The organism is Paenarthrobacter sp. YAF11_1 (assembly GCF_052113445.1).
Lineage (GTDB): Bacteria > Actinomycetota > Actinomycetes > Actinomycetales > Micrococcaceae > Arthrobacter.
Genome location: NZ_JBFRDF010000016.1, coordinates 1 through 23,795, shown reverse-complemented (window position 1 = coordinate 23,795; position 23,795 = coordinate 1). Strand labels below are relative to the sequence as shown.

15 protein-coding genes and 1 pseudogene are annotated in these 23,795 nt (G+C 59.7%); 8 read left to right on the top strand and 8 right to left on the bottom strand.

The genetic code is table 11. From position 1 onward, the window contains the following. Nucleotides 1-13: 13 nt before the first annotated feature. From AB4Y77_RS19875 to dnaA, 8 genes and pseudogenes are all read right to left on the bottom strand, one after another. Nucleotides 14-715 (bottom strand): DUF3566 domain-containing protein, encoded by a 702-nt coding sequence (locus AB4Y77_RS19875; RefSeq protein ID WP_442015084.1) that lies wholly within the window; start codon nucleotides 713-715, stop codon nucleotides 14-16. Continuing rightward, nucleotides 712-3,381, bottom strand: coding sequence for a DNA gyrase subunit A (gene gyrA, locus AB4Y77_RS19870; RefSeq protein WP_442015083.1), 2,670 nt, complete (start codon nucleotides 3,379-3,381; stop codon nucleotides 712-714). The genes AB4Y77_RS19875 and gyrA overlap by 4 nt, the downstream gene beginning before the upstream one ends. A gap of 63 nt (nucleotides 3,382-3,444) precedes the next feature. Further along, nucleotides 3,445-5,523 carry a DNA topoisomerase (ATP-hydrolyzing) subunit B gene (gene gyrB, locus AB4Y77_RS19865; RefSeq protein ID WP_442015082.1) on the bottom strand — a complete coding sequence of 693 codons (2,079 nt, stop codon included), beginning with the start codon at nucleotides 5,521-5,523 and terminating at the stop codon, nucleotides 3,445-3,447. Nucleotides 5,524-5,860: 337 nt separating this feature from the next. Beyond that, nucleotides 5,861-6,415 carry a DUF721 domain-containing protein gene (locus tag AB4Y77_RS19860; protein WP_207595585.1) on the bottom strand — a complete coding sequence of 185 codons (555 nt, stop codon included), beginning with the start codon at nucleotides 6,413-6,415 and terminating at the stop codon, nucleotides 5,861-5,863. Next, nucleotides 6,402-7,595: a DNA replication/repair protein RecF gene (gene recF, locus AB4Y77_RS19855; RefSeq protein WP_442015081.1), complete on the bottom strand. Its 1,194-nt coding sequence runs from the start codon at nucleotides 7,593-7,595 to the stop codon at nucleotides 6,402-6,404. The genes AB4Y77_RS19860 and recF overlap by 14 nt, the downstream gene beginning before the upstream one ends. A 23-nt stretch (nucleotides 7,596-7,618) precedes the next feature. After that, nucleotides 7,619-8,533, bottom strand: a pseudogene (gene gnd, locus AB4Y77_RS19850) (phosphogluconate dehydrogenase (NAD(+)-dependent, decarboxylating)); the annotation flags it as partial. An 11-nt stretch (nucleotides 8,534-8,544) separates the two neighbouring features. Further along, nucleotides 8,545-9,669 (bottom strand): DNA polymerase III subunit beta, encoded by a 1,125-nt coding sequence (gene dnaN, locus AB4Y77_RS19845; protein WP_311212520.1) that lies wholly within the window; start codon nucleotides 9,667-9,669, stop codon nucleotides 8,545-8,547. A gap of 575 nt (nucleotides 9,670-10,244) precedes the next feature. Beyond that, nucleotides 10,245-11,663, bottom strand: a complete 1,419-nt coding sequence (dnaA, locus tag AB4Y77_RS19840; protein ID WP_026541014.1) for a chromosomal replication initiator protein DnaA — start codon at nucleotides 11,661-11,663, stop codon at nucleotides 10,245-10,247. 465 nt (nucleotides 11,664-12,128) lie between these two features. On the opposite strand from dnaA, the gene rpmH reads away from it, so the two are divergent. The 8 genes from rpmH (at nucleotide 12,129) to AB4Y77_RS19800 (ending at nucleotide 17,778) form a co-directional block, all read left to right on the top strand. Beyond that, entirely contained in the window at nucleotides 12,129-12,266 is a 138-nt protein-coding gene (rpmH, locus tag AB4Y77_RS19835) for a 50S ribosomal protein L34 (RefSeq protein ID WP_011776797.1), read from the top strand. A 41-nt stretch (nucleotides 12,267-12,307) separates the two neighbouring features. Continuing rightward, nucleotides 12,308-12,718: a ribonuclease P protein component gene (gene rnpA, locus AB4Y77_RS19830; RefSeq protein ID WP_442015080.1), complete on the top strand. Its 411-nt coding sequence runs from the start codon at nucleotides 12,308-12,310 to the stop codon at nucleotides 12,716-12,718. Beyond that, complete coding sequence (yidD, locus tag AB4Y77_RS19825) at nucleotides 12,648-13,133, top strand: membrane protein insertion efficiency factor YidD (protein WP_442015079.1); 486 nt, start codon at nucleotides 12,648-12,650, stop codon at nucleotides 13,131-13,133. Before rnpA ends, yidD begins: the two co-directional genes overlap by 71 nt. Before the next feature lie 16 nt (nucleotides 13,134-13,149). Next, nucleotides 13,150-14,139, top strand: coding sequence for a membrane protein insertase YidC (gene yidC / locus AB4Y77_RS19820; protein WP_261609572.1), 990 nt, complete (start codon nucleotides 13,150-13,152; stop codon nucleotides 14,137-14,139). Further along, nucleotides 14,139-14,690: a Jag family protein gene (locus AB4Y77_RS19815; RefSeq protein ID WP_442015078.1), complete on the top strand. Its 552-nt coding sequence runs from the start codon at nucleotides 14,139-14,141 to the stop codon at nucleotides 14,688-14,690. Before yidC ends, AB4Y77_RS19815 begins: the two co-directional genes overlap by 1 nt. Nucleotides 14,691-14,696: 6 nt before the next feature. Further along, on the top strand, nucleotides 14,697-15,347 hold the full coding sequence (rsmG, locus tag AB4Y77_RS19810) for a 16S rRNA (guanine(527)-N(7))-methyltransferase RsmG (protein WP_311212517.1): 651 nt from the start codon (nucleotides 14,697-14,699) through the stop codon (nucleotides 15,345-15,347). A gap of 87 nt (nucleotides 15,348-15,434) precedes the next feature. Further along, nucleotides 15,435-16,490 (top strand): ParA family protein, encoded by a 1,056-nt coding sequence (locus tag AB4Y77_RS19805; protein WP_442015077.1) that lies wholly within the window; start codon nucleotides 15,435-15,437, stop codon nucleotides 16,488-16,490. 67 nt (nucleotides 16,491-16,557) lie between these two features. Next, complete coding sequence (locus AB4Y77_RS19800; RefSeq protein WP_442015076.1) at nucleotides 16,558-17,778, top strand: ParB/RepB/Spo0J family partition protein; 1,221 nt, start codon at nucleotides 16,558-16,560, stop codon at nucleotides 17,776-17,778. The last annotated feature ends 6,017 nt before the right edge of the window (nucleotides 17,779-23,795 follow it).

Below are 23,795 nucleotides of genomic sequence, written 5' to 3'. Positions count from 1 at the left end.
CCGCGGTTTTTTCTTAGTCGTCAGTCAAAGTGACGCCGATGCCACCAACCAACGTTGCGGAAATGTTATACAGGACCGCGGAAAGCATGGACAGTGCGGTCAGCAGGACCACGTTCACCACGGCAATAATGGTGGCGAAGGATGCCACCTGGCCGAGGGACGCGATCTTCTTCAGTTCGAACCCACTGCCTTCCGATCCCGCCAGGGTCCCCAGGAGGCTATCCACCTGGTTGAAGATGCCTGTGAGATCCAACACAGTCCACAGGACGATGGCAGCCACAACCGTGACGATGCCCAACGCAACGGACAGGAGGAACGCCATCTTCAGGACGGACCAGGGATCCACCTTGCTGACCAGCAGCCGTGCGCGGCGGACCTTGGCCTTGGGAGCGGGCTTCACCAAGCCGGGAGCGCCCTGTGCGGGGCGCTGACCTGACTGGGCAGGGCGCTGGCCCGGCTGGGCCGGGCGTTGTCCAGGAGCTCCGGCAGGCCGCTGTCCGGCTTGGGCAGGGCGCTGTCCGGGAGCTCCGGTGGGCCGCTGCGCGGAGTTGGTGCCAGTTGCTGGGCGCGCTCCAGCGGCTCCTGCTCCAGCAGCCCCGGTTCCGGGACGCTGTTGGGGCCGTGCAGGCGTTCCTGCTTGTGCGCTGCCCGAGGGCTGCCGGAGTCCGCCGGGGACACCTGTGCTCGGCTTGGGATATGAGTCGGAATTACTCACTCGTTACCTCCGGTGTTGTCTTCGTTCAGCTCCGCGCCCGTTTCGGTTTCCGGGTCTGCGTCGTTTTCCGTTTCGGCCCTCACGGTCGCCTCAGAGGCGCCGTCGTTTGCAGCCAACGTTACGTCATCGTCGAGTCCGTCTTCTGACTCTTCGACTTCCAAGCCACGTTCGCTGTTGCGCGCAACCTCAATAATGCGGTCATTCTTGTCCGGCTTGGCGAAGATGACGCCCATGGTGTCACGGCCCTTGGCAGGCACTCCGGTTACTGCCGAGCGCACCACCTTGCCGCCCTCCATGACCACCAGGACTTCGTCCTCTTCCTGCACGATCAAGGCGCCCACAAGGTCACCGCGGTCTTCAGCAAGCTTGGCAACCTTGATGCCCAGGCCGCCACGGCCCTGCAAACGGTATTCGTCCACGGCGGTTCGCTTGGCGTAGCCACCCTCGGTCACGATGAAGACGAAGGAACCGTCCTGGACCACGTCCGCGGCAAGCAATTCGTCGTCTTCACGGAACTTCATACCCGTCACACCGGACGTAGCACGGCCCATGGGGCGCAGCGCGTCATCGGTGGCCGTGAAGCGGATGGACTGGCCCTTGCGTGACACCAGGAGGAGGTCGTCGGTCTCGCTGACCAGCTGGGCGGAAACCAACTCGTCCTCGTCGCGCAGGTTGATGGCGATGACACCGGCCGTGCGGTTGGTGTCGTAATCCTCGAGCCTCGTCTTCTTGACCAGGCCGTTCTTGGTGGCGAGCACCAGGTACGGGGCCTGCTGGTAGTCCCGGAGGTCCAGAACCTGGGCGATGTGCTCATCCGGTTGGAAAGCCAGCAGGTTGGCCACGTGCTGGCCCTTGGCGTCTCGTCCCGCTTCTGCAAGCTCATAAGCCTTGGCACGGTAGACGCGGCCGAGGTTGGTGAAGAACAGCAGCCAGTGGTGGGTGGTGGTGACGAAGAAGTGCTCCACGACGTCGTCGCCGCGCAGCTGTGCGCCCTTGATGCCCTTGCCGCCGCGCTGCTGGGAACGGTAGTTGTCGCTGCGGGTGCGCTTGACGTAGCCGCCGCGGGTAATGGTGACAACCATTTCCTCTTCGGGGATCAAGTCCTCCATGGACATGTCGCCGTCGAAACCCATCAGGATGTGGGTGCGGCGGTCATCGCCGTGCTTGGCCACGATCTCCGCGAGTTCTTCACTGATGATCTGGCGCTGCCGCTCCTCGGAAGCAAGGATCGAGTTGTATTCCTCGATCATCGACTCGAGCTCGGAGTGGCGATCCTGGATCTTCTGCCGTTCCAGTGCGGCCAGACGGCGCAGCTGCATGTCCAGGATGGCGCGGGCCTGGAGTTCGTCGATCTCCAGGAGTTCCATGAGACCTTCACGGGCAGCCTCTGTGGTGTTGGACGCGCGGATGAGGGCAATGACCTCATCCAGCATGTCCAGTGCCTTAAGGAGCGCACGCAGGATGTGCGCCTCTTCCTCGGCCTTGCGCAGGCGGTAGCGGGTGCGGCGTGCAATGACGTCCATCTGGTGCGCAACCCAGTGCCGGATGAAGGCGTCAAGGCTCAAGGTGCGCGGAACGCCGTCGACAATTGCCAGCATGTTCGCCGAGAAGTTGTCCTGCAACTGCGTGTGCTTGTAAAGGTTGTTCAGTACAACCTTGGCCACGGCATCGCGCTTGAGCACGATCACAAGGCGCTGGCCGGTACGGCCGGAGGTTTCATCGCGGAGGTCCGCAATGCCCGAAATCTTGCCGTCCTTGACCAGTTCGGCAATCTTGATGGCCAAGTTGTCCGGGTTGGCTTGGTACGGCAGCTCGGTTACCACCAGGCAGGTACGGCCCTGGAGTTCCTCGACGTTGACCACGGCGCGCATCGTGATGGAGCCGCGGCCGGTACGGTAGGCATCTTCGATGCCCTTGTGGCCCAAGATGGTGGCACCTGTGGGGAAGTCAGGACCCTTAATGCGAAGCAACAGCGCCTCAAGAAGCTCTTCCCGCGTGGCCGTAGGGTTCTCGAGCGCCCACTGCACGCCCTCGGCAACCTCACGCAGGTTGTGCGGCGGAATGTTGGTGGCCATGCCGACGGCGATACCGGAGGAGCCGTTGACCAGCAGGTTGGGGAAACGCGCCGGCAGGATGGTGGGTTCCTGGTTCTTGCCGTCGTAGTTGTCCTGGAAGTCGACGGTTTCCTCGTCGATGTCCCGGACCATTTCCATGGCCAGCTGTGCCATCTTGGTTTCGGTGTAACGCGGTGCAGCGGCGCCGTCGTTGCCCGGTGACCCGAAGTTGCCCTGGCCAAGTGCCAGCGGGTACCGCATGGTCCAGTCCTGGATCAGGCGCACCAGGGCATCATAGATCGCCATGTCACCGTGCGGGTGGTAGGTACCCATGACGTCGCCAACCACGCGGGCGCACTTGTTGAACGAGCGGTCGGGGCGGTAACCGCCGTCGAACATTGCGTACAAAACGCGGCGGTGTACCGGCTTCAGGCCATCGCGGACGTCCGGGAGGGCGCGGCCGACGATAACGGCCATGGCGTAATCGAGGTAGGACCGCTGCATCTCTGTCTGCAGGTCCACCTGCTCCACGCGGTCGGTCAGCACATCGCCCTCAAGAATTACGTCGTCAGCAGTGTTTTCCGCCGGGACTTCGGGAGTTTCGTCACTCATAATCTAAGTTTTCCGTTTCAGGTATATGTCAGTTCGGGAATATTCAGATGCCCTTGCGGAGCCCTAGATATCGAGGAACCTGACGTCCTTGGCGTTCTGCTGGATGAAGTTACGGCGCGATTCAACGTCCTCGCCCATCAGGATAGAGAAGGTCTGGTCGGCAGCCAGGGCATCATCCATGGTGACCTGCAGCAGTGTGCGGCGATCCGGGTCCATGGTGGTGTCCCACAGTTCGGTGTAATCCATCTCGCCGAGACCCTTGTAGCGCTGGATGCCGTTGTCCTTGGGGAGCCGCTTGTTCATGGAAGCACCCTTGCGGATGGTTTCATCACGTTCGCGATCACTGTAGACGTAGTCGTGGGCTGCGTTGGACCACTTGATCCTGTACAGCGGCGGCTGGGCCAGATAGACGTAGCCGTTTTCGATCAGCGGGCGCATGTAGCGGAACAACAGCGTCATCAGCAGGGTGGTGATGTGCTGGCCATCAACATCAGCATCGGCCATCAAAACAATCTTGTGATAGCGCAGCTTGGAAATATCGAAGTCTTCACCAATACCCGTTCCGAACGCGGTGATCATGGACTGGACTTCGGCGTTGCCAAGGGCCTTGTCCAGGCGGGCACGCTCAACATTCAGGATCTTGCCGCGCAGTGGCAGGATGGCCTGGGTTTCCGGGTTCCGGCCGCGCTTGGCCGAACCACCTGCGGAGTCACCCTCCACCAGGTAAACCTCGCAACGCGAAGGATCCTTGGAGGAGCAGTCGGAGAGCTTACCGGGCATGCCGAACGATTCCAGCGGGCTCTTCCGGCGGGCGTTATCGCGGGCCTTGCGGGCAGCCATGCGTGCCTGGGCAGCCGAGATGGCCTTTCGGATCACGTCGCGGGCGGGGCCGGGGTTGCGCTCAAGCCAGTCACCCAGCTGATCCGTGACAACCCGCTGGACAAAGCCCTTGACCTCGGAGTTGCCCAGCTTGGTCTTGGTTTGGCCTTCGAACTGGGGCTCGGAAAGCTTGACGGAGATAGCGGCAGTCAGACCTTCGCGGATGTCATCACCCGTGAGGTTGTCTTCCTTCTCCTTGATGATGCTCTTCTCCCGCGCGTAGCGGTTGATAAGCGAGGTCATCGCGGCGCGGAAACCCTCTTCGTGCGTTCCGCCCTCATGGGTGTTGATGGTGTTTGCGTAGGTGTGGACGCTCTCGGAATACGCGGTGGTCCACTGCATGGCAACCTCGACGGCGATATGCCGCTCGGTGTCCTCGGTTTCGAAAGCGATGACGTCCTCGTGGACAATCTCGACCTTCTTGTTCGAGTTCAGGTGCTTGACGTAGTCCAGCAGGCCGTCCGGGTACTGGTAGACCACGGTGCGGTGCTCGGCGGCGACTTCGCCTTCGGTGGCGACGGCGTCGAGGTCGAGGTCATCATCGCCCTCGCGATTAACCGGACGCTCATCGGTCAGCGTGATCCGCAGGCCCTTATTGAGGAAGGCCATCTGTTGGAACCGCGCACGAAGCGTCTCGAAGTCGAACTCAGTGGACTCGAAAATGGTCCCGTCCGGGTAGAACGTCTGGGACGTCCCGGTAACGTCAGTGGCTTCACCCTTGACGAGTTCGCCCTGGGGCTTGCCGCCGTCGGCGAAGGTCATCCGCCATACGTGGCCCTGCCGGCGGACTTCAGTATCCACGCGGCGGGACAAGGCGTTCACCACGGAGATACCCACACCGTGGAGGCCGCCGGAAACAGCGTAGCCGCCGCCTCCGAACTTACCGCCGGCGTGAAGGATGGTCATGACCACTTCAACCGTTGGCTTGCCTTCGGTCGGGTGAATGTCTACGGGAATGCCGCGGCCATCATCCACAACGCGGACGCCGCCGTCGGCGCGGAGAGTGATCTCGATGTGGCTGCAGTAACCAGCCAGTGCCTCATCGACAGAGTTGTCCACCACTTCATAGACCAAGTGGTGCAGGCCGCGGGGACCAGTGGATCCGATATACATACCGGGGCGTTTGCGCACCGCTTCGAGGCCCTCCAGCACCGTGATGTCGCTGGCACCGTACTCCCTGGGCGCCTCTGCGGGCGTGTCAGGCTTGGGAACAGTCTCCTCTTCGGGCTCTACTGCCAAGGTCTCTGCATTGTCGTTAGCCACAGGCGCTTTCGACTCCTCTGTACTCGATGTCGGCCGTTCCCGGTGGTGTCCGCGGCGAACCGCAGCCGTCAACGGGCACGTGACTGATTGCGCCGATTACTCCGACGAGGGGGTTCCCAGTGCCACAAGGGTGGATCCAGGACCGCAACGACGTTTCACCGGCGCTCAGTGATCTACGGCAATTCTATCGTGGAAACCCACGAATCCTTGCAAATACGGGGGCAGCCGAGAGCTGAATATGGCCATAGGAGGCCGCTGGCCCTATCTGCAATGGCCCTACGGTGGTCCCGATGGGGGCCTATACGACTCCGGGGCGTTGAATCGCCCTGCACGCCGTTTAGCCGTAAGTATCTCGCGGGCCGCGCCCGTTGACGCTCCGCCCGCCTTTTCGCCAACTTGGAGCCGATGGACCCAGCACCTGGATGCTGGTCACCACTCCTTCACCCAGTTCGTTGCGGAACATCTCCAGGAGGCTCGTGCTAAGCAGGCGAAGCTGCGTCGCCCACGCCGTGGAATCGCACCTGACGTGGAGCGTCGTGTCCGTGAAACTCTCCGGCGTGCAATGGGCGGAGATGTCCGTCCCAACAAGGGTTTCCCACTCTGCCATGACGGATCCGACTGCCACAGGTGACGTCCACCCGCGCTCAGCCACCAAACGGCCCACCACATTGCCGAGGCCCAACGGATCCCGGCCGCTGCCATGAAATTTCGCGAAACCGCGGGTATCCCGGATTCCCTTGCGTTGGGGGGCAGATCCTGGCCGGGGGGCGCGCTGCCGTACTTCGCCCCGGGCGGCGGCGGCCTCGCGCATACGGTTCAACGCCGCTTGGGCAGCATCTATCTCATCGGGATCGCGTCCGGGTTGAAGTCCGTCGCGGCTATCCTTCGCCATCGATGCCTCCCGGAACAACGGTTACGCGCCGTCCGGCCAGCTCCTCGGGGATATCGGCGTCGACGGCGGCAGTCACCAGCACTTGCTCGGCACCGGCCACTATTGCAGCCAGTTTACGCCGCCGCTGGACGTCCAGTTCAGCGAAAACATCGTCCAAAATGAGGATCGGAGCGGTTCCACCCGTACGGGCGTCATCCAACATCACGTAGTAGGAAGCAAGGCGCAAAGACAAACACATGGACCAGGTTTCACCATGGGACGCGTAGCCCTTGGCGGGAGCTTGGCCCAACACCAGTTCCAGTTCATCGCGGTGCGGACCCACCAAGGAGATGYCGCGTTCCAGCTCCTTTTTCCGCGATGCTGCGAACGCCTGGATGTAGCGATCGGTGAGTTCATCCACGGACAGCAGCCGGAGGTCATCAACCGACGCCGAAGGTTCCGTAGCGTGGTCGGCTGGACCGCCGTCGTCGTCCAGGACGCCCTGGATGGTTGAGCGGTAGACCGCCCCAGCCTCCTTGGATCCGTCGGTAAGCTGCGCGTAGGCGCTGTTCAGGTGGGGCCGCAAACGTTCCACCAGTTCCAGCCGGGCGTGGAGCAGTTCCGCGCCGGCCCGGGCCATGTGCTGATCCCAAACATCCAGGGTTGCCTCATGACCGGCCGTGAATTTTCCCGCACGGGCGGATTTCAGGAGGGCGTTGCGCTGCTTCAGGACGCGGTCATAGTCGCTCCGCGTGGCAGCATGGCGTGGCACGAGGCTGACCAGCAGCTCGTCCAGGAAACGGCGGCGACTTGAGGGATCGCCCTTGACCAGTGCCAAGTCCTCCGGCGCGAACAACACCGTGTGGCAGATCCCCAGGATGTCCCTGGCCCGCACCGGGTTGCTGCGGTTGATCCGTCCCCGGTTGGCCCGCCCGGCGTTGATCTCCAGTTCGATCACCGTGGCTTGTTCCCCGCGGACCAGCTTGGCGCGGATCATGGCGCGTTCTGCACCGAAACGGAGCAAAGGCGCGTCCGTGCTGACTCGGTGGGAGCTCAACGTCGCCAAATATCCAATGGCTTCCATGAGATTGGTCTTGCCGATTCCATTGGAACCAACCAGGACAGTCACGCCCGGGCCGAGTTTCAGGTCAACCTGTGCGTAGCTGCGGAAATCCGTGAGTGAAAGATGTTCGAGGTACACGCCGTTTGCAGGACTCCTGCGGCCTAGTTGGCCGGACGGGTGGCGTGTCCGCCGAATTGGTGACGCAGGGCAGAAACCATCTTCATGGCCGGAGAATTGTCCTCGCGGGAAGCAAACCTGGCGAAAAGTGCAGCCGTAATGGCTGGTGCCGGTACTGCGTTGGCGATCGCTTCCTCCACGGTCCAGCGGCCCTCGCCGGAATCCTCGACGTAATCGTCAATCGAGGCCAGACCGGGGTCTTCGTCCAGCGCCTTGACCATGAGGTCCAGAAGCCAGGAGCGGACCACAGTTCCTTTTTGCCAAGCCCGGAAAGTCCCCGGAAGGTCCTTCACGATGTCCTTGGCTGCCAGCAGTTCGTAGCCTTCGGCGTAGGCCTGCATCAGACCATATTCGATGCCGTTGTGGACCATTTTCGCGTAGTGGCCGGCGCCAACGCCGCCAACGTGGACAAAGCTGTCGGCGCGTTCCCCTTCAGGGCGCAGGGCGTCGAACACCGGCAAGGCGAGCTCGATATCTTCATCGGCGCCGCCTGCCATCAGGCCGTAACCATTCTCAAGGCCCCAGACACCTCCGGAAACACCGCAATCGGCAAAACGGATGCCCTTTTCGGCAAGTGCCGCAGCGTGCTTCTGGTCTTCGGTGAAACGTGAGTTGCCGCCGTCGATCACCAGGTCACCCGGGCTGAGTTTCTCACCAAGTTCGGTTACCACTGCATCAGTGATCGCGCCTGACGGGACCATGACCCACACCAGCCGCGGGCTGGGAAGTGCCGCGATGAGTTCATCAACGGAAGCAACATCAGTGACGTCCGGATTGCGGTCGAAACCAGTGACCTCGATGCCGCCGTTCCGCATGCGCTGGCGCATGTTGAAACCCATTTTTCCGAGGCCGATCAGACCGATGTGCACAGTGTGAACTCTTTTCTGCGAAGGTGGCGGGTACGTTCCGGTTAGTTGGGAAGGCGGACCGGCATCACGAGGTAGCGGTAGTCGTCCTGGTCATCACCATCCGCCTCAGCCTGCGCCGTGATCATGGCTGGCTTGGGGGCGGTGGTGAAGGAGAAACGGACGTACTTGGTCTCGATGACGCTCAGACCCTCAACGAGGTAGTGCGGGTTGAAGGCCACAGTGATGTCTTCGCCGGAAAGCTGGGCTTCGAGCTCTTCGGAAGCCTGCGCGTCCTCGCCTGTACCGGCGTCGAGATTCAGCAGTCCTTGGGTGAAAGCGAGACGGACAGGAGTGTTTCGCTCGGCCACGAGGGAAACACGGCGAACTGCCTCAACAAGCTCCTGGGTCTGGACCGTGGCGTGGATGGGTGTGGAGTCCGGGAAAAGCGAACGGATCTTGGGGTAGTCACCATCCACAAGGAGTGAGGTGGTAGTGCGTCCGCCGCTCTCGAAGCCGATGAGCCGGCTGTCGTCGTCTGCAAGGGCGAGGTTGATGTCGCCACTGCCGCCGAGGGTCTTGGCAACCTCGTTCAAGGTCTTGGACTTGACCAGGGCGCTGGTGGAAATCCCGGGAGTAACCGGCTTCCAAGGGACTTCGCGCATGGCGAGGCGGTAGCGGTCGGTGGCAAGGAGGGTGATGAGATCATCCTCGATTTCCATGCGCACACCGGTGAGGATCGGGAGGGTATCGTCCTTGCTGGCCGCAATGATCACCTGGGAAACAGCCTGGGCGAAAGAATCGCCGGGCAACGTGCCGCTGATGGTGGGCAAGGCCGGGAGTGCCGGGTACTCAGCCTCGGGCATGGTTGCGAGGTGGAAGCTGCTTCGACGGCAAGTGAGCGTCACTTTACTGCCATCGGTTTCTACTTCCACGGGAGCCGACGGAAGGCTGCGGCAGATGTCTGCCAGCAAGCGTCCCGAGACCAAAATGGTGCCCTCAACTGCAATATCTGCGGGAATTTCCAGGCGTGCGGAGGTCTCGTAGTCGAAGCTCGAGAGACTGACGGTTCCTGCCTCAGCTTTGAGGAGGAGGCCGGAAAGCACGGGTACTGGCGGCCGCGGAGACAACGACCGCGCGGTCCACGTAACGGCTTCTGCCAGGACGTCGCGGTCGACTCTGAACTTCACGGAGGGGTGCCGCCTTTCATTGCTGCTGCCAAGTAGTAGCCGCGGATTCCTGCTTGGAAGCCGCTAAATCTTCGCAATCCGGCACCGGAACCTGCATGGTCCGCACTCAGCGAACTACAAACAGACCCAAGGATGGGAGCGCTGCTGACAGCTTAGCCGGAAGATCCGCGATTAACCCATCCCCGTCGGGCCGGGCCCTCCGTATGTGGACAGCCGCCGGCTGGCTTTTGGGTCCATCTGTGGTCTGCCCCTGGCAGGGCGGGACGGTGGTAGAACGAGATTGTTATTTGAGGGATTTCAATTTTTTGGGATTCGTAGTGTTAATAACTGCTGTGGAAACTGTGGATAACCCGATCCTGCCGCGTCGTTCAGCGGTTAAGCCCTGTTCACTCATTGTGCGTTAACTGGGTTTTAAACAGGGTGTGGATGGGGACAACTCCCAGGCCTGTTTTTAACAATCCACAGATGGCTTAAGGGTTTTAAGCCCATTAACCGAGCTTGTCCCCTTAACTATCCACAGGCTTATCCACATGTGCCTGTTAATAAGGTATGTAGTGGCGGACGCGGTGTGGATTTCAGGAGTCGCGCTGCTGCTGTTTGATGCGGTTGGTGAGCTCAGTGACCTGGTTGTAAATCACACGACGCTCCGCCATCAGTTCGCGGATCTTGCGATCAGCGTGGATGACAGTGGTGTGATCGCGGCCGCCGAGCTCTTGTCCGATCTTCGGCAGGGACATATCCGTCAGTTCACGGCACAGGTACATGGCGATCTGGCGGGCGGTTACCAACGTGCGGGTGCGCGACTTGCTGCAGAGCTCTTCCATGCTGAGCTTGAAGTAGTCCGCCGTCTGGTCCAGGATCTGCTTCGCCGTGATCTCCTGGGCGCCGTCATCAGTGATGAGGTCCTTGAGCACCATCTCAGCCAAGGCAACGTCCACCGGTTGGCGGTTGAGGCTGGCGAACGCCGTGACGCGGATCAGGGCACCCTCAAGTTCTCGGATGTTGCTGGAGATCTTGGATGCGATGTACTCCAGGGCATCGTCCGGTGCCGACAAGCCTTCGCTGAGGCCCTTCTTGCGGAGGATGGCAATGCGGGTTTCAAGCTCCGGCGGCTGGATGTCGGTCAGCAGGCCCCACTCGAAGCGGGACGTCATGCGGTCCTCAAAGCCGGCGAGCATCTTGGGCGGCTGGTCAGAGGTGATGACAACCTGCTTGTTGGCATTGTGCAGGGCGTTGAACGTGTGGAAGAACTCCTCCTGCGTCCGATCCTTGCCCGCCAGGAACTGGATGTCATCGATCAGCAGCACATCCACGTTCCGGTACGTGGTCTTGAAGCTGGTGCCTTCGTCGTCGCGGATGGAGTTGATGAAGTCGTTGGTGAATTCCTCGGAGTTCACGTAGCGGACCCGGATGCCGCTGTAGAGCCGCCGGGCGTAATGACCGATGGCGTGCAGCAGGTGGGTCTTGCCCAAGCCCGAGTCGCCGTAGATGAACAGTGGGTTGTACGCCTTGGCCGGCGCTTCGGCAACGGCGACGGCGGCCGCGTGCGCAAAGCGGTTCGAGGACCCGATCACGAAAGTATCGAAGATGTACTTCGGATTCAGGCGGCCGAACTCATGGGAAGTACTGGGCGGAGTGGGCTGTGGCTTCGGCTCCGCGAAGTCGGATACCGCAGAAAGCTCGACGACGGGCTCCGGCTCTGCATGGACCGGCACCAGATCGGTGTCGACGTCGATGGCGCAGCGGATGTCGTCCGAGAAGACGCTGCGAAGGGCATCATCCAGGGCATCCTTGACCTGGGTCTGCAGGACTTCGCGGGTGAGTTCGTTGGGAACGGCCACCAGGAGTGTGGAGCCAATGAGGCCCTGTGCCTGGGCGAGGATGACGAAACCGCGCTGACGGGGTGAAACCCGGTCGTCCTGTTCCATGAGGCTCAGCACCCTGCGCCAGGAACTTCCGACAGTGTTGGCGTGGTTGGCTTCGTCTACTGTCATCAATCAGTTCCTAAATACTTGCTTGCCGGCGTTGCTGGCAGCCGAAGTCTCTCCGGCGGCGCTGTTCTGGGCGATAATCCACAGAGTTATACACAGCGGGTGGACATTGGGCTACTGAGCCACTCTAGGGGATGGAAACGCTAGAAGATAGCTGGGAAGTTGCCTGTGGATAATTACACCGGTGTTGTTCTGGAATGCGGCCTGTGAGCCACTTCATCCACAGGCTGGGGACGGTGGTTGGGAACAGCTGTGGATAGTTCCGCGGCAGGCTCCCGGTTTGACTGTGGGTGCCTTTTTGCCCTAACGTTGTGAAGTCCTTTGTGTCCGCTTTTGAGATCAGTTGTAACTCCGTACGTTCATCGTGCGGAAGGCAACGGCGGCAGGCACATACAAAACTTAGCGTCGGCCAGTTCTTCCCCTTTTTTGATCGGGTGGGCGCACCTTTGATCCACTGGAGTAACTAACGTGAGCAAGCGGACTTTTCAGCCGAATAACCGCCGTCGGGCCAAGAAGCACGGCTTCCGCCTTCGTATGCGCACCCGTGCCGGCCGCGCCATCCTGGCTGCCCGTCGCGGCAAGGGCCGCGTCGAACTGTCGGCGTAAATAACTGACTTGTCGGTCAGGGTCTTTTTGCGGGTTCGACGGTGCTAGCCACCCCTAACCGTCTGCGGACGTCTACCGACTTTTCAACAACTGTACGTTCCGGCGTCCGCAATGGACGCCGGAACTTAGTGTTATATACGGCCTCTATCGGGGCCGGGGAGCCGAGTCGAATCGGCTTCATTGTCTCCAAAGCCGTCGGGAACGCCGTGACCAGGAACCTCGTTAAGAGGAGACTGAGAGAAATAGGCGCACTGTCCTTGCACACGCATGGAACGGGTCTGGCGGTCGTGGTCCGGGCGTTGCCCGCAGCTGCATCTGCCAGCTGGGAGCAACTGCTCTCGGACTACAACGCCGCACTGGCAGTGACGACGAAGCGATTGAGTGGTTCAGCTCCACGCAGCGCTTCGACTGAACACAACGGCACCACAACGGAAGGGACACCGCGTGCATGACATCAGCACCGCCGTCGTTCCTTCCTCAAGCGACCCCTCCGGCAAGGTTCCCTCAAGGAATCTGCCGGCGGCGGTTGGCACGTTCCTCTGGGAGTTGCCGCGCAACATCCTCATTCTTTTGCTGAAGACGTACCGCAAGGTCATCTCGCCCCTGTACGGCCAGGTTTGCCGTTTCTTTCCCTCCTGCTCCGCCTACGCGCTGGAAGCAGTAACGGTGCATGGCGCCGTGAAGGGGAGCTGGCTCGCAGCCAAAAGGCTCGCCAAATGTCACCCTTGGAACGCCGGTGGAGTGGACCATGTCCCCGCCGGCCATCGTCATTGGCCTGAAGGCCGGACGCCCACAATTGTTGTACTGAACAATCCGGACCAGTTCCTGGCTGCTCAGGCTGATGAAGAAGGCCGCTCGGCGGCCTAACGAATAGGGATATCGTATGGACTTCTTTGAAACAATCATGTTTCCGTTCAAGTGGCTGGTGTCAATCATCATGGTTGGCTTCCACGAGGGACTGAGCTTCATTGGCCTGCCCGCCGCGAACGGCTGGACGTGGACTCTGTCCATCATCGGCCTCGTGTTGGTGATCCGTGCCGCCCTGATTCCTGTCTTCGTCAAGCAGATCAAAGCGCAGCGCGGCATGCAGCTGTTGCAGCCGGACCTGAAGAAACTTCAGACCAAGTACAAGGGCAAGACCGATCAGCTGTCCCGCCAGGCAATGGCGCAGGAACAGATGGCGCTGTACAAGAAGCACGGCACCAACCCGTTCTCGGCCTGTTTGCCGATGCTGATCCAGATGCCGTTCTTCTTCGCGCTGTTCCAGGTGTTGTCGGGTATCTCGACGAACGCCAAGCAGGGCCAGGGCGTTGGCGCGATGAGCCATGAGCAGGTAGTCCAGTTTGACTCATCCAGCATCTTTGGTGCGCCGTTGTCGGCGTCGCTGCTCCACGGTGACCCCAGCGGCGGCAACAGTGCTGTGGCTGTTTGGGTTCTGAGTATCATCATGATCATTGCCATGACGGCCTCGCAGTTCATCACCCAGAAGCAAATCATGGCCAAGAACATGTCAGAAGAGGCCATGGCCAGCCCGTTCATGCGCCAGCAGAAAATGATGCTTTACATCCTGCCGCTCGTATTCGGTATTGGTGGCATCAACTTCCCCATCGGTGTCCTCATCTACTGGACCACCACCAACCTGTGGACCATGGGCCAGCAGTTCTTCGTCATCCGCCGCATGCCCACACCGGGTTCCCCTGCCGCCAAGGCACTGGAGGAGCGCCGTGCCGCCAAGGGCCTGCCGCCGCTGCTGGGTGGTAAGAAGACCGCTGCTGCGGACGCCGCCGCTGAAGCCGAAGCTGCTGCCGCGGCAGCAGCCGAAATCCGGGCTCAGCGCGTCCAGCCACAACGTAAGAACAGGAAGAAGAAGTAATGTCTGCCGAGAGCACTGAAGAAGTTATCGCCGCCGTGACTGAAGAGCAGGACGAGACCCAGGAAGAAACGCAGTCCAAGACGGCCAGCCGTTTGGAAGAAGAAGGCGACATCGCCGCCGACTACCTCGAAGAGCTCCTTGATATTGCCGATATCGACGGTGATATCGACATCGAGGTCCGCAACGGACGCACGTACATCTCCATTGGTGCTGACGAAGAGTCCGCAGCGTTGGACAGCCTCGTAGGACGTGACGGCGAGGTTCTGGAAGCTCTGCAGGAACTGGCCCGCCTCTCGGTCCTTTCCGCTACCGAAAGCCGTTCGCGCCTGGTGCTGGACATCAACGGCTACCGCAAGGAGCGCGCCGGCGTTCTACAGCAGATCGCTGAAGACGCCGTCGCCAAGGTCAAAGCCGACGGCGGTACGGTGGCCCTTGAGCCGATGAGCGCTTACGAGCGAAAGATCGTCCACGACGCCGTTGCTGACCTCGGATTCGTTTCCGAGTCCGAAGGCGAAGGCGCCGGCCGCCACATCGTCGTTTCGGCTGACTAGCAGCTCATGGTTGAAATTACCGCAGCTGAACTTGAAGCGGCAGAGAAGATCTTTGGAGAGCGCTTGGATCTCGCCAAGCGCTACGTGGAACACCTCGCCACATCCGGAACTGAGCGTGGGCTGATTGGCCCACGTGAGATTCCGCGTTTGTGGAGTCGCCACGTACTGAACTGTGCAGTTATTGAATCTGCCATTGCTATGGACAGCCACGTCGCCGACGTCGGATCCGGTGCAGGCCTGCCGGGCCTTTGCTTGGCAATTGCTCGTCCGGACCTTGAACTGACGTTGATTGAGCCGCTTGAGCGTCGTGTCATCTGGCTCCAGGAAGTCGTAGATGACCTGGGCCTGGATAACGTCACCATCATGAGGACGCGTGCTGAGCTGGCCGTTGGAATGGTGGATGCCGATGTTGTGACGGCGCGGGCTGTTTCTGCGCTCAGCAACCTGGCGGGCCTGACGATTCCCCTCTTGAACGGCCGAGGCGAAGTTGTGGCCATCAAGGGTCGCAGTGCCGCCGAGGAAATTGAGAAAGCCAAGAAGGTCATTCGCAAACTGGGCGGCGTGGAAACGTCGGTTGTGGTTTGTGGACAGGAGCTTTTGGAGGAACCCACTACTGTGGTGAGGATTATCGTCAACAAGCCCGGAAAGACGGCCTGAGACCCGCTCGGTTTCCCGCGTGTCGGCGGCTGAGCAGTTAGGCTAGAGAACGGCAGCAAGCGCCGAATGAGAGTGAGAGTGTGACCAGTGGGCAGTAGTGAAACCTCCACGCAGCGAATCCCCCCGTTTATGTCGTTGGGGTCCGCTCGGGCAATGGCTACACCCTCCGCGTCCCTCCAATCCGCAATAGTGCGCACTAATTCGGTTGATAACGTTGCCGTTTCACGTGAAACCGTATCTGATGGAGTACATAACGTGATGGATTCCATTGATGACTCGAGTCCCATCGCGCGTCAGTTGGCTAACGAGACCCGACGGCGTGAACGGCTGATCGGCAGGGAACTGCCCAAGCCGGACAAAACCCGTATCTTCACGGTCTCCAATCAAAAAGGTGGGGTCGGCAAGACGACCACCACCGTGAATATTGCTGCTGCTCTGGCCTCTGCCGGCCTCAACGTGCTGGTGATCGATATTGATCCCCAAGGCAACGCGTCAACGGCTTTGGGTATTGAGCACCATGCCGACGTTGACAGTATCTACGACGTCCTGATCAACGACCTTCCCCTGAAGGACGTTGTGGCCCCTTGCCCTGACATTCCCAACCTGATCTGCGCACCCGCCACCATCCACCTTGCCGGCGCTGAAATCGAGCTGGTTTCGTTGGTTGCCCGGGAACAGAGGCTCCGACGTGCCATTGACGTCTACGCCAAGGAACGGGAGAAGGGCGGCGAGAGCCGCCTGGACTTCATCTTTATCGACTGCCCGCCCAGCCTGGGGTTGCTGACAGTCAACGCGTTCTGTGCCGCAAGTGAAGTCCTTATCCCCATCCAGTGCGAGTACTACGCGCTGGAAGGGTTGAGCCAGCTCCTCAAGAACATCGAAATGATCCAGAAGCACCTCAATGCTGACCTGGAGGTCTCCACGATTCTCTTGACCATGTACGACGGCCGGACAAACCTGGCCGCGCAGGTTGCGTCCGAAGTGCGCCAGCACTTCCCCGAGCAAGTTCTGGGAGCAGTGGTTCCGCGTTCTGTGCGCATCTCTGAAGCACCGAGCTACCAGCAGACGGTCATGACCTACGATCCTTCGTCGAGCGGCGCGCTCTCCTACATGGAAGCCGCCGCCGAAATCGCTGAACGCTAGAATTCTTGAAACACTGCAACAGCCTGAGCAGTTCCGTGCTCGGCCATTTCATCGGAGGGATGAATCAATGAGCGAAAAGCGAAGGGGCCTCGGTAGGGGTCTTGGGGCTCTCATTCCTAGCTCGGCCGCGGCCCAGGGAAACGGCGCAGCGCCATCACGTCCTGTGGATCTGTTCTTCCCTGAAGCCCGGAAGACCGAAGAACCGGCAGTGGAAGCTGCGGTTCAGGACTCAGCTGTTGAGGCGGCGTCAAAGGAGTCGGCAGCGACGCCGGTTGCTGGTAAAGCTGCAGCGCCCAAGGCCGCAGCTGCCAAGGCGCCAACCAAGTCCTCCACCTCCAAGACATCTACATCGAAGCCTGCCGCCAAGCGAGCCTCGGTGCCCTCTGATCACGCAGCGGATGAATCGGCGTCCGCGGGGGCCGCAACGAAGTCCTCCAATCGCTCGACGCCGGACGTGGAGCTGGTCGAAGTTCCCGGTGCCCGCTTTGCGGAGATTCCGGTCGGTGACATCCATCCGAACCGTAAACAGCCTCGTTCGGTCTTCGATGAAGACGACATGGCCGAGCTGGTGCACTCTGTCCGTGAAATAGGCGTCCTCCAGCCAATTGTTGTACGAACTTCAACCGAAAAGGGTGGAGAGCCGTATGAATTGGTCATGGGCGAACGTCGCTGGCGTGCCGTACAGGCTGCCGGACTCGAAACCATCCCTGCTATCGTCCGCGACACCACTGACGACGACCTCCTTCGCGATGCTTTGCTGGAAAACCTCCATCGCAGCCAGCTGAACCCCCTGGAAGAGGCTGCGGCCTACCAGCAGCTCTTGGAAGACTTTGGGACCACTCACGAACAGCTTGCAGACCGTATCGGTCGTTCTCGGCCGCAGGTATCCAACACACTCCGTCTGCTGAAGCTTCCGCCCCTGGTCCAGCGGCGCGTAGCAGCCAGCGTTCTCTCTGCCGGCCATGCGCGGGCTCTCTTGGCACTGCCGGATGCGGCTGCAATGGAACGCTTGGCGCAGAAGATTGTTGCCGAGGGTATGTCCGTGAGGGCCACAGAAGAGGCCGTGGCTCTTTACCAAGATCCCACCGCTCCGGCCAAGAGCAGCATCCCGAAGCCCAATGCGCGCCACGAGCGTTTGGACTATTTGGCGTCGTCACTCTCGGACCGCCTGGACACCAATGTGAAGATCACGTTGGGGGCACGGAAAGGYCGAGTGAGCATTGAGTTCGCCAGCGTTGAGGATCTCAACCGTATTATGGATGTACTTGGTCCTGGCGCCGAAGATTGATTTGCATTGAACAACTGAATGGGGCTTACTCTTCGAGTAGGTCCCATTTTTTGTGTCTGGACACTCGCCATTCAGTTGTAGCTTGTCATTTGCGGCCTGTCTGAGGTGCGTTGCGGTTTGTCTGTTGAAAGTGGTTGTCATGCCGGTCTGGACTGCCGAAAATCTCGATGTTTCACGTGAAACTCGACTTAGAGTCCGTGGGGCGCGGAGGCATAGGCTCGATGCAAGTCTGGCGTAGGGGCTGCGCACAAGTCGAACCGTCAGTTACTGCAACGCCAGCTCGGCCCATGATTCCAGGCTCCTCACTTACCGTCTATAGGAATTCTCGGGGAGCGTTCTGACGGAATCACCGCCCTATAGAGGTTCGAGTCTCCTGGAACACGCCCCCCGGCTTTTGCTTTAAGAGCGTAGTGGGCCATTTTCACCGAATCTACTCGAAGAGAAGTTCTCTAGCCGGAGAAGTGACTGTCGACGACAGGATCGCGTTCGTGCGGATTCTTGGAACTATCGCCGACATACCGCGGTCTCAACAAGCATGGGTGACGATACCTCTCTTCGCGAGTTGTTTGGCGTTGTTCGGTCCAGGATTTCGTTCCTTCTTCGGTGCACCGAACGCGCTATAGCCATGTTTCACGTGAAACATCATGCATAGATCATAGAGATGTGCACCTGCTTGAGCTGAGAGAGAGCATGCAAGTTAGCCTGTGCAGAATGGGTATTTTGGACGGGCAACCGTGCTTTGAGCAGCGACCAGCCGAGTGGTGCGGACCTAGGGCGCGTGGTGCACTCGACATCCATGATGGCCTACGAGCCGCCGTTCGCACTGTCCCCGACCGTTCGATGCGCCCAGCGTCGTTAGGGGCGCCTGTTCAGCAATTCAGTGCTGTAAGGCATTCCATACCCAATGGACGACTACTGCGGCAACCTGGAAGCCAACTCCAACGGCGGATTTCCTGTTCTCTGGACCTCGCGGACATTTAGGTCATGGAAGTGCCTTGGGCACCATTTTGAGCGCTGGACGAAACCGACCCCCCGCCAACTGCTTGATTCCTGGGGCAGTGTTTCACGTGACCCTGCCTCAGGAATTCGGCGGAATGCGGCTTGTTTTCTGCCAGACGCACCCGGCGTCGGCGAAGCATTGACTTTGCGATTCGGGCTCTAGAGAAGATCGCATTCTCCGGCATTCTGTTCGTTGAGGGGATGGGTCTACCTCGTTGGCATGAGCAGATGAGGCGAACTGCCTGCTGGCACCTGGGGTCGCCATGGTGGTTTCACGTGAAACGGGCGACTTCTCGGTACAGGTTTTGAAACCTTTATACGATCAGAACAGCTGTAATGGACGGAATGCTACCCACTAGCAGGCGCGTGTGGATGGTGATGTGATGCGTTCCCAAAGCCAAGATTTTAGTGGCGAATTGACTTCGCTGAAGCCCTACTCAGCCGGAGCGCGGTCCTTCCCCTGATCGATTCCCTGGAATCTGTGCAGGATTACTCGGTAGTGATGAAGTGAACTAGTAAGTGCCCCACTAATGGCTTATCCGAAATAGTAGATTCACCTAACTCGGCAAAGGCAACTGGGGAGCTCGAGCAATTCCTATCGAAGGCCGACAATCAAGGGTCCATTGGCTTGCAGGTCAGCAGCTAAGCTTCGCTCCCCTCGTAGGGATCGTCCGTACTCGTCCTGCACCTCAAGCCCACCGCAGCTTCTGACGATCGTACTGGAGCTGACTTCATGCCCTAGTAGTGAATACGAGGTATGTCCTGCCGACGGAGCGTAGCCGGGTGCTGGCTGGGCATCAGGCGTAGTACTGAGCCCGGCTCCGACGTGCCAAATGCGCATAGTGCTGATGCGAGCAGCTTTCAGTGCTTCCATGGCCTTACACCAGTCCGGTGCCGATCAGTCCTTAACAGCGGCGGTAGTTCGATGCACGGCCCCCGGACTTCATCACGCTATGGACCTCAGATTTTCAGGTTGACGATTTGGGTCGCTGACTCTGGCCTTGCGTTGCTATGTTCAAGCGATGTCTTCGAGCCCGTGAGTGGTGACCCTGGGGTAGCGGGCCACAGTTTCTTGCTACCGCCTAGCGCGTCACGCGCGCCCAATCTGGCGCTATCGTCATAGCGGTTACCAACAACGGTTCCGTGTATGGGGGAATCACTGTACAGGGACCGTGCAATCTAGTTGTCGATCAATGCGGTGGGACTCCCCCGACTAGTGCCTGTGGACAGCCTATACAGAGCACGACTCAAAAATTTTGGAGTACGGCTTCGTCAAGCAGCGTTCGTCAGAGTGGCTTCCGGGGGCGTTAGACAGTGGTTGGGTCAGCCGTACTGCACCCGTAGGCGATCAAACAACTGGCCCCCTCAATAAGATGACGAAACGCGGTGGAGCGGGAATGGTCAGATGTCGTCCGTGCCGGTGAGTAGTTCGATTTCTTCTGTCCCGACCGCCTACAGCGAAGGCGCCAGCTAGAGCGTTATGGCCTACTCCTGAGGCCCTGCCGCATTGTGTCGTCTGCTCTGCCAATGTGCCTCAAGGTCTCGTGTTTCACGTGAAACAAAGTGCTAACTTACGGGCAAGCTACGACCGGGAGCGCATATGCACTTGTGCATATCGCGGTGGATATCATTGTGGATAACTCTGGGGATAACTTGAGTCGTTGATCACTATCTTTGGCTACCCTGAGTCCACGAAGCGGCAATGAAGTTATCTATCCTTCCTTCGTCCATTTCGCAATCAAGGGGTCCCATCCAGAGTGAGTCCGCGCCACGGCGGCCCTGGGCGGATTTACCTGTGTTTAACGCCCCATTCCATTGATTACACTCATGTTTGCTCTTCATAAATGCTCGCTGGAGGGTGGTCGACAAAAGCACAAGTTTTTGGTGCTCCTTCGCCGGCTCTTGCCGAGGAAGAGGCGATGAAATGGTGCCCTGTGAATAATCTCATGTGCGGTGGATAAGCCTGTGGATAAGGCTGTGTACAACTTGAACTCCGACCCACCGCCCTCGGTGGACAACTGTCGCTGCCGAAGTGACTCCCAGGCATTAGCGCGTGGGTCGAGTGGAATCTCGGGACTCTATCTCGTCAGGCACCAACGCTGCGCCGGAGCTTGGGCGCAGCGCATCGACGATCCACGGATTTTGTACCCCGCGATTCGGTATGGCGCACCTGCCCTCCGAGGAGAATTGGGCGAGCAGCTGGCCGTCCTCCTGCGCACCAAAGACTGTCTACCTTGACATTCATCCGATGTCTTGGGTGCGGCCTATGTGGGACTCGTTCCCGCGGCCTAGGAAATCGAATGCCCTCCAGGCGCCAGGCGCCAGGCTCCAGGACCTAGGCTCCGGACTCCGCGCGCCTAGTCGCCAGTGGACCCTCACCGTAATTACATGCGGACTAGGGACTGTGTCTATGAACGAGACGTCTGGCTTCTCTGGACTCCCCCGTCATAATCTAGGTGGGTCATGACGGAGGATGGCAACAGATCCAACGGACGCCGCTACACGACTCGTTTGCAGGACCAAGGGCAAAGAGCCGTCTCCAGGGCCAGCGGGGCCTGTAGGGGTCAGTTCCTGCTGGCGACCATGGCATCAGCGTCGCATTAGGGACTAGAAAGGATTCTTGTGGTCAACGCAGTTGCTTGATCGAACAGCTTGGCCGTTCCCTCGTTCGCGCAGCATGGACATTGTCCTCATCCCTCAAGGATGCGTTCCCGTAACCGACCGCTGCATTTGTACAGTTTCACGTGAAACATTTCGTCGGTGTCGATGGGTCTTGCGTGCCGTCGGCGAGTAGCTATCCGGCGGTCGACATATCTCGAAGACGATGCCCTGTTTGATTAGTCAGTTGAAGTCGGAACTCTAGAAAGGGCCAGAGGGTGCTCTAGACAGTAAACGATCTAGACTGACTTGTTGTTCAGGCACTCTCTTTGATTCGTCAAGGTGATTCCTCTGAGGGGTTGGCCATGATGAGCCGCAGCCTGGCCCAACCTCCGCGCGCTCTGCATTAGATCACTTAGTCTCAGACGGGAGATCACTTAGTCTCAGACGGGCCTTGCTGTTGGCACTGACAAACAAGCCCTAGCCCGCGACTCAACGCAGGTGCACTGCGAAGATGAGGCGAACACCTCGCAGACTTTCTGTTGGATCGTAGGTTTGAGAGATGCTCATACCAAACTGGCACCCGGAGCGTGGGATCATCGACGAGGCGGCTCACTTCTCCAATGCTGAGACGAGCTAGGTGCGGAGCTGACCACGAACATATCTCCGCATCCCCATTCCACTGATAGGCGACGTGCAGGTGGTCGTCTAATGAAGGGGGAATATGTTTCTGCGAGGGTGGACTGACGTGTTTCACGTGAAACATGTCCTGGTTCGACGGGCATCGCTTCAATGAGTTCGGTTTCCGAAGAGTTAGTTGGCGCCACATTGATTGGGTTTGCCCCAGAGTATGAAGCTGCTGAGCGGTTCAGCGGCAGGTGCTACTCCCGAAAGGATCTGATCTGTTGAGTGGGTGGGCGCCTTGTCGCATGCGGCGTGCGCAATAGCAACGCTTGTCAGACTCGATTGCACCAGTCGAACCCCCAAGGCCTGTTGTCTCTACATATCGCGTTGAACGACTGAGCTGCTTGGACGCCTACTCATCCATCTCTTACGAGGTTCGGAGCCACAAAACCCTCCGATAGTAGTCGCAGGTCCGCACCGCGGCCAGATACCTGATGGCGGGTACACCAGCATGTCTTGGTGGTACTTCCAGTTGATTCCAAGGTTCAGCCACTCCTGATGCTGGGTCTTCCTGAGGTGCATAGGGCACGGGCGGAGCAGTCAGCAGGAGGATGCTCTGGCAGAGCACTCTCCCACATGCAGAATGGACGGCAAGAGGCTCCTAGAAGGCTTCGTGTGCGTGTCTGACCGGGGAATCTCCCCCAATGTACTGCCGGCGTCTTCCCTCGGAGGGAAGGGCTCCCATGCTCCGGCAGTGTACCTCTTGTGATGGTCGAGGCCCAGGAGGCGTCGACCAGACGTCGGCAGAAGGGCGTAGTACCCTGCTCATGTTGAGGATTCTCTGAGTGGCGTGGACTCATCACAAATCAGCCGTCCCGACTCTCTAAGGTCAATCTGGTCCCACCAGTATGGGTTCCACGACAGGAGTCCGAACCCGTTCAAATGAAGCATGTTTCACGTGAAACACGCCTTAGGGCCGGAGTTCTAGCAACCTAAGGGGCTAATTCGCACCACGTTTCACGTGAAACAGCGAGTATCGCACCCGCCTCCACAGGCGTAAGGGGACGTGCCCACTGCCAGCAATCATTCCCTGAATCGTGGACCTCAACATTCGCCAGATCCCATTGCATTCCGCCGTGGCCAGGTAGTGGCCCGGTAGTCAGCTCCAATTCAACCCGGATATGGTCAAACTGCATTCCGACGGAGGAAACAGTATTCATATGAGTTCTGCCCCGCCATGAAGGATGTGGGCTGATGGAATGCTTCGACAGGGCGGCGTCGCAACGTTTCGCGTGGTGGTCACGTGTACTGCGGCCCGCTTCATGCCGAGAGATGGGGATCCGCAGACGCGAGTCCTTCTAGGCGTGATTGAGTTGTTTTCCCACCAACGAGTCTGTCTGACGACTTCAACCTCCAGCGTCCCTGGTTCTGGCATCGCAAGTCCAGGTTCCATGAGGCCCTGGACAAGGCTGCACACCCTTCAAGATGGTTCACGCAGGGACTCCAGTCATCCCAGGCGTTCCAATCACGGTGCCGATGTATCATTCCGGACCAGTATTCTCACTGGCAGCTCGACGGCCCGAAGGTAGCGCCGAAATCGATTGATGGCTAATTCCCTTTAGAGCCGCCCTTTTCTAGAGCGACCAGTCAGCCGTCAAGCGCATGGGGTCAAAGCACGGACGACGCCGGGGTCCCTCAGGTTAGCTAGGGCAGTCAAGACTGGAGTTGCTGACTCCCCGGTTAGCAGTGACATGTGAGAGAGGGTGGGGCGGAAGGACGCGGGAGGTGAGAGAGGG